Origin of the sequence: Pseudomonas sp. NY11955, assembly GCF_048068035.1 — a bacterium.
In the GTDB taxonomy this organism is placed as follows: domain Bacteria; phylum Pseudomonadota; class Gammaproteobacteria; order Pseudomonadales; family Pseudomonadaceae; genus Aquipseudomonas.
The window spans coordinates 27,025-39,754 of record NZ_JBLUPS010000010.1 but is presented as its reverse complement, the minus strand read 5'-3'; the positions used below and the strand labels follow the sequence as shown (position 1 = coordinate 39,754).

Below are 12,730 nucleotides of genomic sequence, written 5' to 3'. Positions count from 1 at the left end.
CTGGCGTGCCCGCGAAGAAGCCAACACTGCAACGAATGTCGTAAACGCGCCATTGCAAGGCGTGCGCAGGCATCTGACCCGCCCCGACCAGTCATAACATCGCCACAAAGGGCCGCAGTGCCCCACGACAAAAACGATCGCTGCCGGGAGATACACGATGTTCAGCAAGCAAGACCAGATCCAGGGTTACGACGATGCACTGCTGGCGGCGATGAATGCCGAAGAACAGCGCCAGGAAGACCACATCGAGCTGATCGCTTCGGAGAACTACACCTCCAAGCGCGTGATGCAGGCCCAAGGCAGCGGCCTGACCAACAAGTACGCCGAAGGCTACCCAGGCAAGCGCTACTACGGCGGCTGCGAGCATGTGGACAAGGTAGAAGCCCTGGCCATCGAGCGCGCCAAGCAGCTGTTCGGCGCCGACTACGCCAACGTCCAGCCGCACTCCGGCTCGTCGGCCAACGGCGCCGTCTACCTGGCCCTGCTGCAGGCCGGCGACACCATCCTGGGCATGAGCCTGGCCCACGGTGGCCACCTGACCCACGGTGCCAAAGTGTCGTCCTCGGGCAAGCTGTACAACGCGGTGCAGTACGGCATCGACACCAACACCGGCCTGATCGACTACGACGAAGTCGAGCGCCTGGCGGTCGAGCACAAGCCGAAAATGATCGTTGCCGGTTTCTCGGCTTACTCCAAGACCCTCGACTTCCCACGTTTCCGCGCCATCGCCGACAAAGTCGGTGCGCTGCTGTTCGTCGACATGGCCCACGTCGCTGGCCTGGTTGCCGCTGGCCTGTACCCGAACCCGATCCCGTTCGCCGACGTGGTCACCACCACCACTCACAAGACCCTGCGCGGTCCGCGTGGTGGCCTGATCCTGGCCAAGTCCAACGAAGAGATCGAGAAGAAGCTCAACGCCGCCGTATTCCCAGGCGCCCAGGGCGGCCCGCTGATGCACGTCATCGCCGCCAAGGCCGTGTGCTTCAAGGAAGCGCTGGAGCCGGGCTTCAAGGCCTACCAGCAACAAGTGATCGAAAACGCCCAGGCCATGGCCCAGGTGTTCATCGAGCGTGGCTACGACGTGGTTTCCGGTGGCACCGACAACCACCTCTTCCTGGTCAGCCTGATTCGCCAGGGCCTCACCGGTAAAGACGCCGACGCCGCCCTGGGCCGCGCGCACATCACCGTCAACAAGAACGCCGTGCCGAACGACCCGCAGTCGCCGTTCGTCACCTCGGGCCTGCGCATCGGCACCCCGGCCGTCACCACGCGCGGCTTCAAGGTCGCCCAGTGCGTGGCCTTGGCCGGCTGGATCTGCGACATCCTCGACAACCTCGGTGACGCAGACGTCGAAGCCGATGTGGCGAAGAACGTCGCGGCGCTGTGCGCAGATTTCCCTGTTTACCGCTGAGTGGAGTCACACACCATGCAACGTTACTCGGGCTTCGGCCTTTTCAAGCACTCCCTCAGCCACCACGAGAACTGGCAGCGCATGTGGCGCACGCCAACCCCGAAAAAGGTCTACGACGTGGTCATCGTCGGCGGTGGCGGCCATGGCCTGGCCACGGCTTACTACCTGGCCAAGGAGCACGGCATCACCAACGTCGCCGTGATCGAGAAAGGCTACCTGGGCGGCGGCAACACCGCCCGTAACACCACCATCGTGCGTTCCAACTACCTGTGGGACGAGTCGGCGCACCTGTACGAGCACGCCATGAAGCTGTGGGAGGGCCTGTCCCAGGACCTCAACTACAACGTGATGTTCTCCCAGCGCGGCGTCTACAACCTGTGCCACACCCTGCAGGACATGCGTGATTCCGAGCGCCGCGTCAGCGCCAACCGCCTCAACGGCGTGGATGGCGAACTGCTGAACACCGCCCAGGTCGCGGCCGAAATCCCGTACCTGGACTGCTCGAAGAACACCCGCTACCCGATCCTCGGCGCCACCGTACAACGCCGTGGCGGCGTGGCCCGTCACGACGCCGTGGCCTGGGGCTTCGCCCGTGCCGCCGACGCCCTGGGCGTGGACCTGATCCAGCAAACCGAAGTGATCGGTTTCCGCAAGGAAAACGGCGCGGTCATCGGTGTGGAAACCAACAAAGGTTTCATCGGCGCCAAGCGCGTCGGCGTGGTCACCGCCGGTAACTCCGGGCACATGGCCAAACTGGCCGGCTTCCGCCTGCCGCTGGAATCGCACCCGCTGCAAGCGCTGGTATCCGAGCCGATCAAGCCGATCATCGACAGCGTGATCATGTCCAACGCCGTACACGGCTACATCAGCCAGTCCGACAAGGGCGACCTGGTGATCGGCGCCGGTATCGACGGCTGGGTCGGCTACGGCCAGCGCGGTTCGTACCCGGTGATCGAGCACACCCTGCAGGCCATCGTCGAGATGTTCCCCAACCTCTCGCGCGTGCGCATGAACCGCCAGTGGGGCGGCATCGTCGACACCTCGCCGGACGCCTGCCCGATCATCACCAAGACCCCGGTCAAGAACATGTTCTTCAACTGCGGTTGGGGTACTGGCGGCTTCAAGGCGACCCCGGGTTCGGGCAACGTCTTCGCCGCGAGCCTGGCCAAGGGCGAAATGCACCCGTTGGCCGCGCCGTTCTCCATGGACCGTTTCTACAACGGCGCACTGATCGACGAACACGGCGCCGCCGCCGTCGCCCACTAACCGGAGACACCATCATGTTGCATATTTTCTGTCCCCACTGCGGCGAGCTGCGCTCCGAAGAAGAGTTCCACGCCTCTGGCCAGGCGCACATCGCCCGCCCGCTGGACCCCAACGCCTGCTCCGACGAGGAGTGGGGTACCTACATGTTCTACCGTGACAACCCGCGCGGTATTCACCATGAACTGTGGGACCACGTTGCCGGCTGCCGCCAGTATTTCAACGTCACCCGCGACACCGTGACCTACGAAATTCTGGAAACCTACAAGATTGGCGAGAAGCCGCAAGTGACCGCCAACGGTAAAGCGGCGAACGCACCGTCGACCGTCAAAGGCCAAGGGGAAAAAGTATGAGCCAGACCTATCGCCTCGCCAGCGGCGGCCGTATCGACCGCAGCAAGGTCCTGAACTTCACCTTCAACGGCAAGACCTACCAGGGTTATGCCGGTGACAGCCTGGCCGCCGCGTTGCTGGCCAATGGCGTCGACATCGTCGGCCGCAGCTTCAAGTACTCGCGCCCACGCGGCATCATCGCCGCCGGCACCGAAGAGCCGAACGCCATCCTGCAGATCGGCTCCAGCGAAGCCACCCAGATCCCTAACGTGCGTGCTACCCAGCAGGCGCTGTACGCGGGCCTGGTTGCCACCAGCACCAACGGCTGGCCGAACGTCAACAACGACGTCATGGGCATCCTCGGCAAGGTGGGCGGCAGCATGATGCCGCCGGGCTTCTACTACAAAACCTTCATGTACCCGAAATCGTTCTGGATGACTTACGAGAAGTACATCCGTAAAGCGGCTGGCCTTGGCCGTGCACCGCTGCAGAACGACCCGGACAGCTACGACTACATGAACCAGCACTGCGACGTGCTGATCGTCGGTGCCGGCCCTGCTGGCCTGGCCGCCGCACTGGCCGCAGCGCGCAGCGGGGCCCGGGTGATCCTGGCCGACGAGCAGGAAGAGTTCGGCGGTAGCCTGCTCGACACCCGCGAAACCCTCGACGGCAAGCCTGCCGCCGACTGGGTCAACGCCGTGGTCAAAGAGCTGGAAGGCCTGCCGGAAGTGACCCTGCTGCCACGCGCCACGGTCAACGGCTACCACGACCATAACTTCCTGACCATCCACGAGCGCCTCACCGATCACCTCGGCGATCGCGCCCCGATCGGCCAGGTTCGCCACCGCGTGCACCGCGTGCGCGCCAAGCGCGTGGTACTGGCGCCCGGCGCCCACGAGCGCCCGCTGGTGTACGGCAACAACGACGTGCCGGGCAACATGCTGGCCGGTGCCGTGTCCACCTACGTGCGCCGCTACGGCGTGGCCCCAGGTCGCAAGCTGGTGCTGTCGACCAACAACGACCATGCTTACCGCGCTGCGCTGGACTGGCACGACGCCGGCCTGCAAGTGGTGGCCATCGCCGATGCTCGCCACAACCCACGTGGTTCACTGGTTGAAGAAGCCCGTGCCAAAGGCATTCGCATCCTCACTTCCAGTGCCGTGGTCGAAGCCAAAGGCAGCAAGCACGTCACCGGCGCCCGTGTGGCGGCCATCGATGTGCAGGCGCACAAAGTCACCAGCCCAGGCGAAACCCTTGAGTGCGACCTGATCGCGTCCTCGGGCGGTTACAGCCCGATCGTCCACCTGGCCTCGCACTTGGGCGGCCGCCCGGTATGGCGTGACGACATCCTCGGCTTCGTGCCGGGCGATGCGCCGCAGAAGCGCGAATGCGTGGGCGGTATCAACGGCGTCTACGCCCTTGGCGACGTGATTGCCGATGGCTTCGAAGGCGGTGTGCGCGCAGCTACCGAAGCGGGCTTCAAGGCAACCGTTGGCACCCTGCCAAAAACCGTGGCGCGCAAGGAAGAGGCCACCGTGGCACTGTTCCAGGTGCCGCACGACAAAGGTACCAAAGGGCCGAAGCAGTTCGTCGACCAACAGAACGACGTAACCGCCGCCGGTATCGAACTGGCCACCCGTGAAGGCTTCGAGTCGGTCGAGCACGTCAAGCGCTACACCGCGCTGGGCTTTGGTACCGACCAGGGCAAACTGGGCAACATCAACGGCCTGGCCATCGCCGCCCGTTCGATCGGTATCACCATTCCGGAAATGGGCACCACCATGTTCCGCCCCAACTACACGCCGGTCACCTTCGGCGCGGTAGCGGGCCGTCACTGTGGTCACCTGTTCGAGCCCGTGCGCTTCACTGCCCTGCATGCCTGGCACGTGAAGAACGGTGCCGAGTTCGAAGACGTCGGCCAGTGGAAGCGCCCGTGGTACTTCCCGAAAGCCGGTGAAGACATCCATGCCGCCGTGGCCCGTGAATGCAAGGCCGTGCGCGACAGCGTAGGCCTGCTGGACGCCTCGACCCTGGGCAAGATCGACATCCAGGGCCCGGACGCCCGTGAATTCCTCAACCGCATCTACACCAACGCCTGGACCAAGCTCGATGTGGGCAAGGCCCGCTACGGCCTGATGTGCAAGGAAGACGGTATGGTCTTCGACGACGGCGTAACCGCCTGCGTCGGCGACAACCACTTCATCATGACCACCACCACCGGCGGCGCCGCGCGCGTGCTGCAGTGGATGGAGCTGTACCACCAGACCGAGTGGCCGGAACTGAAAGTGTACTTCACCTCGGTCACCGACCACTGGGCCACCATGACCCTGTCCGGCCCCAACAGCCGCAAGCTGCTGAGCGAGCTGACCGACATCGACATGGACAAGGAAGCCTTCCCGTTCATGACCTGGAAGGAAGGCAACGTGGGCGGCGTGCCGGCCCGGGTGTTCCGTATCTCGTTCACCGGCGAGCTGTCGTACGAAGTCAACGTGCAGGCCAACTACGCCATGGGCGTGCTGGAACAGATCATCGAGGCCGGCAAGAAGTACAACCTGACCCCGTACGGCACCGAAACCATGCACGTCCTGCGTGCCGAGAAGGGCTTCATCATCGTGGGCCAGGACACCGATGGTTCGATGAACCCGGACGACCTGAACATGAGCTGGTGCGTGGGCCGCAACAAGCCGTTCTCGTGGATCGGCCTGCGTGGCATGAACCGCGAAGACTGCGTGCGCGAAAACCGCAAGCAGCTGGTAGGCCTGAAGCCGGTCGACCCGACCAAGTGGCTGCCGGAAGGCGCCCAGCTGGTGTTCGACCCGAAACAGCCGATCCCGATGGACATGGTTGGCCACGTTACCTCCAGCTATGCCTCCAACTCCCTGGGCTACTCGTTTGCCATGGGTGTGGTCAAAGGCGGCCTCAAGCGCATGGGCGAGCGCGTGTTCTCGCCGCAGGCCGATGGCAGCGTGATCGAGGCGGAGATCGTGTCTTCGGTGTTCTTCGATCCGAAGGGTGAGCGGCAGAACGTCTAAAGGCCCCCGGTAGCAACCGGTGCCTGAAAGGGGTGAGGTCTCTGTGGGAGCGGGCTTGCCCGCGAAGAGGGCGGTGAATCCACCATCGCATTCGCGGGCAAGCCCGCTCCCACAGGATTAGCGTCTCCGGCAGGCATCGTGGTCGAACCCAGAATTCAAGGCAGGTAAGAAATGAGCGCTATCAACGTCTTCCAGCAAAACCCCGGCGCCGAGGCCAAGGCCCAGTCGCCACTGCACCACGCCGACCTGGCCAGCCTGGTTGGCAAAGGCCGCAAGAACGCAGGCGTGACCCTGCGTGAACGCAAGTTCCTCGGCCACCTCACCCTGCGTGGTGACGGCCACAACCCGGAATTCGCCGCCGGCGTGCACAAGGCCCTGGGCCTGGAGCTGCCCGTGGCGCTGACCGTGGTCGCCAACGACGACATGTCGCTGCAGTGGGTTGGCCCCGACGAGTGGCTGCTGATCGTGCCCGGCGGCCAGGAACTGGCGGTCGAGCAAAAGCTGCGCGCGGCCCTTGAGGGCCAGCACATCCAGGTGGTCAATGTCAGCGGTGGGCAAAGCCTGCTGGAACTGCGCGGCCCCAACGTGCGCGAAGTGCTGATGAAGTCCACCAGCTATGATGTTCACCCGAACAACTTCCCGGTGGGCAAGGCTGTCGGCACCGTGTTCGCCAAGTCGCAACTGGTGATCCGCCGTACCGCCGAAGACACCTGGGAGCTGGTGATTCGCCGCAGCTTCGCCGACTACTGGTGGCTGTGGCTGCAGGACGCTTCGGCCGAGTACGGCCTGAGCATCGAGGCCTAAGGAGAGCTGAACATGAGTCGGGCACCGGATACCTGGATTCTCACCGCCGACTGCCCGAGCATGCTCGGCACCGTCGACGTGGTGACGCGTTACCTCTTCGAGCAGCGCTGCTACGTGACGGAGCATCACTCCTTCGATGACCGGCAGTCAGGGCGCTTCTTCATTCGCGTGGAGTTCCGCGCCCCTGATGGCTTCGACGAGGACGGCTTTCGCGCCGGCCTCGCCGAGCGCAGCGAAGCGTTCGGCATGGCCTTCGAGCTGACCGCCCCGAATCACCGCCCGAAGGTGGTGATCATGGTGTCCAAGGCCGACCACTGCCTGAACGACCTGCTGTATCGCCAGCGCATCGGCCAGTTGGGCATGGACGTGGTCGCGGTGGTGTCCAACCACCCCGACCTCGAACCGCTGGCGCAGTGGCACAAGATTCCCTACTACCACTTTGCCCTCGACCCCAAGGACAAGCCTGGGCAAGAGCGCAAAGTGCTGCAGGTGATCGAGGAGACCGGTGCCGAGCTGGTTATCCTTGCTCGCTACATGCAGGTGTTGTCGCCCGAGCTGTGCCGGCGCCTGGATGGCTGGGCGATCAATATTCACCACTCGTTGTTGCCAGGGTTCAAAGGCGCCAAGCCTTATCACCAGGCGTACAACAAGGGGGTGAAGATGGTCGGGGCCACGGCGCACTACATCAACAACGACCTGGACGAAGGGCCGATCATTGCCCAGGGCGTGGAGGTGGTGGACCACAGCCATTACCCGGAAGACCTCATTGCCAAAGGGCGCGATATCGAATGCCTGACCCTGGCGCGGGCCGTCGGTTATCACATTGAGCGGCGGGTGTTCCTCAACGCCAACCGGACGGTCGTTCTCTAACATCTGTTCCGGCCGCTTCGCGGGCGTGCCCGCGAAGGGCCCGACACTTTTTTTCCTGCCGCTAAAAGGCATCTCCCTGTCGCTTCCAGTCAGCGCACCTCGGCCCATCAGGCCCACAATTCCCTGCATTCCAGAAACACATGCCGCCCACGGATGGCGGCGCGTTCAACCACCGCTGCATAAATACAAATCAAGCGAGGTAAGAGCATGTCTGGCAATCGTGGAGTGGTATATCTCGGCGCCGGCAAGGTCGAGGTGCAGAAGATCGACTACCCGAAAATGCAGGACCCGCGCGGCAAGAAGATCGAGCACGGCGTGATCCTCAAGGTGGTCTCCACCAACATCTGCGGTTCCGACCAGCACATGGTCCGAGGCCGCACCACTGCCCAGGTCGGCCTGGTCCTGGGCCACGAAATCACCGGTGAAATCGTCGAGAAGGGCAGCGACGTCGAGCGCATGCAGATCGGCGACCTGGTGTCGGTGCCGTTCAACGTCGCCTGCGGCCGCTGCCGCTCCTGTAAAGAAATGCACACCGGTGTCTGCCTCACCGTCAACCCGGCTCGCGCGGGTGGCGCCTACGGTTACGTCGATATGGGCGACTGGACCGGTGGCCAAGCCGAGTACGTGCTGGTGCCCTACGCCGACTTCAACCTGCTGAAACTGCCCGAGCGCGACAAGGCCATGGAAAAGATCCGTGACTTGACCTGCTTGTCCGACATTCTGCCAACCGGTTACCACGGCGCCGTGACTGCTGGCGTTGGCCCAGGCAGCACCGTTTACGTCGCGGGCGCTGGCCCGGTAGGCCTGGCCGCTGCTGCCTCGGCGCGCCTGCTGGGCGCTGCCTGCGTCATCGTCGGCGACCTCAACCCGGCCCGCCTGGCGCATGCCAAGTCCCAGGGCTTCGAGGTCGTTGACCTGTCCAAGGACACCCCGCTGCACGAGCAAATCGTCGATATTCTCGGCGAGCCGGAAGTGGACTGCGCCGTCGACGCCGTTGGCTTCGAGGCCCGTGGCCATGGTCACGAAGGTGCCAAGCACGAAGCCCCTGCTACCGTGCTGAACTCGCTGATGCAAGTGACCCGTGTTGCCGGCAGCATCGGTATCCCTGGCCTGTACGTGACCGAAGACCCGGGCGCGGTGGATGCTGCCGCCAAGATCGGCGCGCTGAGCATCCGCTTCGGCCTGGGCTGGGCGAAGTCGCACAGTTTCCACACCGGCCAGACCCCGACCATGAAGTACAACCGCCAGCTGATGCAGGCGATCATGTGGGATCGGATCAATATTGCTGAAGTAGTGGGCGTGCAGGTGATCAACCTGGATCAGGCGCCGGAAGGGTATGGCGAGTTTGATGCGGGCGTGCCGAAGAAGTTTGTGATCGACCCGCACAAGATGTGGGGCGCGGCTTGATCGTGTGATCTAACAGAAAGCCCCTCATATCGAGGGGCTTTTTCCATGGCTGCTTCACTGATCCCTAGGCCTGTATTGGGCCCTGTAGGAGCAGCCTTGTGCTGCGAATGTGCCGGCCAGCCGAAAGTTCATCTCTGGTATCTTTGGCATTGTTGCAACCTTTGTAGCCACCACAGCTTTACGCTAGCAGAGCAGTAAACATTGTCAAACTTCGGGATTGAAGGCGAACCGATCTCTAATGCCCCTTACTCTCGTAACGGCTGTCTGGACGGGCTGTTGCGTGTTTCTCGCTCCCGAGTGAGTCGTTGTGAATGGTTCGCTTAGGGACTTTAACCGCTGCTGTACCGAGCTCAATTGCGACCGAAGATCTTGATCCAGTCGCTGGATTTCAATGCCATGTTTTATAGCGTAGTCTCGATCTTTTTGGGGGAGCGGCTTTATTGTGTTGAACTGATTTTCTTTGCGTTCGCTTCTCGTTTTTATATCTACCAACTCAGAGATGGTCCGCCCTCGTGCATTTGGCGAAGTATAGGCAGGTCCGATTTTTTCGTAATTGTGATCATAAAGTATTCGACTTCGCTGATTATTACGCTCCCTTACGCCTTTGTTGTAGGCCTCAATTCGCGCAAATTTTTTCACCTGTCGGTTAAAGAACTTGTTGCCTATCCACTTGAAGGCGTGGCCGGACGGATCGGCACGGTTGATAGGGTCACCCCCGCAGTACATGTAACTGTGCAGTCCCCCGATGTCGAAGGGGCTGAGTTCGTCAGCAGAGACGAAACGCATCAATACGTTGCTGAACAGTCTATAACCATTACCCAGTATATAGCCCTGTGAAGTCGGATCAAGCCGTTCACCATTAAAGGCTGTCAGGCCAAACCCCGAAATAGACACTGAGTTGTACCCGTATGGCGAGTATGCCTGGGTCCTGCTGGAATTATCGCTCAGCACCGAGCCGTTTCCGTCAGTAGCTAGCAGTCTTGAGGGGTCTGAGGAAACTTGCTCTGCCAGCGGCATTTTCCCGTCGTGAAAGAGAGCTGTCTTGACCTCTTGCGCCACCAAGGTATGCAGTTTTTTGTTCTGATAGAAAAATTTGATATGGTTGTCGGCTGGCATATGCAATCTCGCTTACATAATTTTTTCCTAGGTGCAACGATGATGGAAGAAAGTGCAGCTGACGACTACTGGCAAAAATGCTAGGAAGACGAAATTTGAATATCGGCTGTTCGCTGGGGGCTTTCGAGCTCACAACGTTGTCATAGTTGGTCAAGCACTGCCTCGTCCTCGACAATTGGTTCGGAACAATGCCCAAATTCCTGAGTCCAACCTTTGTTTCCCCGGCCATCCCGGCCCACGAGGTCCCTCCCGATGAAAGCATTCACCCTGGCAACCCTGATGACCCTGGCCGCAAGCCCGGTGTTCGCCTTCAACCTCAGCGATGCCGCCAACGCCGTGTCGGCCATGCAAAACCAGAAGCAGAGCCAGCAAGCCCAGGTGCAGGCACCCGAGGCACAGGCCAATCTGCTCAATACCTTGGGCAGCGAATTGAAGATCACCCCCGAACAGGCCGTAGGTGGGGCGGGTGCAATGCTGGGGTTGGCGCGCAACAACCTGAGCAGCGATGACTATGGGCAACTGACCAAGGCCGTGCCGGGGCTGGACCTGCTGGCCGGGGCCAATGCGCTGGGTGGGTTGAGTGGGTTGGGCGATTTGCTGGGCAAGAACAGCGAGAGCCAGTCGGCGTTGAGCAATGCGCTGGGCAACAATGTGGAGAACCGCAGCGACCTGGACAATGCGTTCAAGGCGCTGGGGATGGATACCGGGATGATTGGGCAGTTTGCGCCGTTGATTCTGCAGTACCTGGGGCAGCAGGGGATTGCTGGGTCGTTGTTGCAGAATTTGGGTAGCTTGTGGACGACGCCGGCGCCGCTGGTTCAGCCGTCCGTCTGAAGGTTTTGCAGCGCCGGTGCGGGCCCTTTTACCGGCCCTCAAGCCTGGCGCTGTACCTGTGGGAGCGGGCATGCCCGCGAACACCGGCGAAGCCGGTGCCATCGGATCGCGTTGCATTCTTCGCGGGCACGCCCGCTCCCACAGGGTAGCGTAGAGCTGCATCAGCTCGACAGATCAGGCCGCTTCGGTGAAGTCCACCAGGCGCACCGGGCGGCGGAAGCCGGCGGTCAGCACTGCCAGGTACGCAAGGCCCAGCGCAAACCAGCACAGGCCAATCACCAGCGTCAGCGCCGACAGGCTGGTCCACAGCCACAAGGTCAGTCCCAACCCCACAAGCGGCACCGCGCCATAGCACAGCAGGCCTTTGCGGTTGCGGTGAGCGCTGTCGTCCATCAGGTGGGTCTTCACCACCGCCAGGTTCACCGCCGAGAACGCCACCAGCGCACCAAAGCTGATCAGCGAAGCGAGGGTAGCCAGGTCGATCACCAAGGCCAGTAGCGAAAACGCCGACACCAGCGCAATGGCGAACACCGGTGTGCCAAAACGCGGCGACAGGTAACCGAAGCTGCGGCGTGGCAGCACGTTGTCACGGCCCATGGTGAACAGGATGCGCGACACCGCCGCCTGCGAAGCCAGCGCCGAACCCAGGCTGCCCGCCACATAAGCGGCAGTGAAGAAGTTGGTGAGGAACTGCCCGCCAGCCTTGAACATCACTTCGTTGGCCGCCGCATCGGCATTGGCGAAGCTGCTGCCTGGCAGCACCAGCTGGCTGACGTAGGCCAGCACGGTGAACAGCAAACCGGCGAACAGGGTAGTGAGGATGATCGCCCGTGGCACGTCGCGGCGTGCGTCGCGGCATTCTTCGGCAAGGGTCGAGACGGCGTCGAAGCCCAGGAACGACAAGCACAGCACCGCAGCGCCGGCCATCAAGTGGCCAAAGCCCGGTTTGCTGCTATCGCCCAACAGCGGCGACAACAGGTCGAGCGGCTGACCAGCCAATGTCTGGCAGGACAGCGCGACGAACACACCGATGAACACGATTTGCGCGCCGACGATCAGGTTGCTGGTCTTGGCCACCGAGTTGATGCCGACCACGTTCAGCACTGTCACCAGGGTGATGCAGGCGAGCACGAAGGCCCAGGCGGGCACGGCGGGGAAGGCGATGTTGAGGAACAGGCCGATCAGCAGGTAGTTGATCATCGGCAGGAACAGGTAGTCGAGCAGCAGCGACCAACCGGCGAGGAAGCCGACGTTGGGCCCGAACGCCATGTTGGTATAGGAGTACGCCGAGCCCGCGACCGGGAAGCGCTTGACCATGAAGCTATAGGACGCGGCGGTGAACAGCATGGCCACCAGGGTGACCAGGTAGGCACCGGCGGTGCGGCCCCCCGTGAGTTCGGTGACGATGCCGTAGGTGGTGAAGATGGTCAGCGGGACCATGTAGACCAGGCCGAAAAACACCAGGGCGGGGAGGCCGAGGACACGGCGAAGCTGGGCGGGGGCGGAGCTGGGTGAGTTGGCCATTGATCGATCCAAGCTTTTTTGTAGTTGTGCTTTGATCGATTTTTATCCACTTAGGTGGGGTGTGACAAAGAAGTAATCCTAATGCTGATTATTAGCCAGGGTTTTAATCGAGCCTCGTCACTGCCTGTTACGGCCGC

The 12,730-nt window shown here is 62.3% G+C and carries 10 protein-coding genes; 8 read left to right on the top strand and 2 right to left on the bottom strand.

The genetic code is table 11. From position 1 onward, the window contains the following. Positions 1-157 precede the first annotated feature (157 nt). From ACNFBR_RS18940 to fdhA, 7 genes are all read left to right on the top strand, one after another. A complete protein-coding gene (locus ACNFBR_RS18940) occupies positions 158-1,411 on the top strand; it encodes a serine hydroxymethyltransferase (protein WP_416736292.1) in 1,254 nt (417 codons plus the stop codon). A gap of 15 nt (positions 1,412-1,426) precedes the next feature. Continuing rightward, complete coding sequence (locus ACNFBR_RS18935) at positions 1,427-2,677, top strand: sarcosine oxidase subunit beta family protein (protein WP_003255680.1); 1,251 nt, start codon at positions 1,427-1,429, stop codon at positions 2,675-2,677. A 14-nt stretch (positions 2,678-2,691) separates the two neighbouring features. Beyond that, on the top strand, positions 2,692-3,027 hold the full coding sequence (locus ACNFBR_RS18930; protein WP_012270119.1) for a sarcosine oxidase subunit delta: 336 nt from the start codon (positions 2,692-2,694) through the stop codon (positions 3,025-3,027). Further along, positions 3,024-6,038 (top strand): sarcosine oxidase subunit alpha, encoded by a 3,015-nt coding sequence (locus ACNFBR_RS18925; RefSeq protein ID WP_416736291.1) that lies wholly within the window; start codon positions 3,024-3,026, stop codon positions 6,036-6,038. Before ACNFBR_RS18930 ends, ACNFBR_RS18925 begins: the two co-directional genes overlap by 4 nt. 171 nt (positions 6,039-6,209) lie before the next feature. After that, positions 6,210-6,842 (top strand): sarcosine oxidase subunit gamma, encoded by a 633-nt coding sequence (locus ACNFBR_RS18920; RefSeq protein ID WP_416736290.1) that lies wholly within the window; start codon positions 6,210-6,212, stop codon positions 6,840-6,842. A 12-nt stretch (positions 6,843-6,854) separates the two neighbouring features. Then, entirely contained in the window at positions 6,855-7,712 is an 858-nt protein-coding gene (purU, locus tag ACNFBR_RS18915; RefSeq protein ID WP_012270122.1) for a formyltetrahydrofolate deformylase, read from the top strand. A gap of 207 nt (positions 7,713-7,919) precedes the next feature. Continuing rightward, complete coding sequence (gene fdhA / locus ACNFBR_RS18910) at positions 7,920-9,119, top strand: formaldehyde dehydrogenase, glutathione-independent (protein ID WP_012270123.1); 1,200 nt, start codon at positions 7,920-7,922, stop codon at positions 9,117-9,119. A gap of 204 nt (positions 9,120-9,323) precedes the next feature. Here the strand turns inward: fdhA and ACNFBR_RS18905 are convergent, their stop codons facing one another. Further along, positions 9,324-10,235, bottom strand: coding sequence for an RHS repeat-associated core domain-containing protein (locus ACNFBR_RS18905; protein WP_416736289.1), 912 nt, complete (start codon positions 10,233-10,235; stop codon positions 9,324-9,326). Positions 10,236-10,487: 252 nt separating this feature from the next. On the opposite strand from ACNFBR_RS18905, the gene ACNFBR_RS18900 reads away from it, so the two are divergent. Further along, positions 10,488-11,069 (top strand): DUF2780 domain-containing protein, encoded by a 582-nt coding sequence (locus tag ACNFBR_RS18900; protein ID WP_416736288.1) that lies wholly within the window; start codon positions 10,488-10,490, stop codon positions 11,067-11,069. A 174-nt stretch (positions 11,070-11,243) separates the two neighbouring features. On the opposite strand, the gene ACNFBR_RS18895 is transcribed toward ACNFBR_RS18900, so the two are convergent. After that, positions 11,244-12,593, bottom strand: a complete 1,350-nt coding sequence (locus ACNFBR_RS18895; protein ID WP_416736287.1) for an APC family permease — start codon at positions 12,591-12,593, stop codon at positions 11,244-11,246. Between the last annotated feature and the right edge of the window lie 137 nt (positions 12,594-12,730).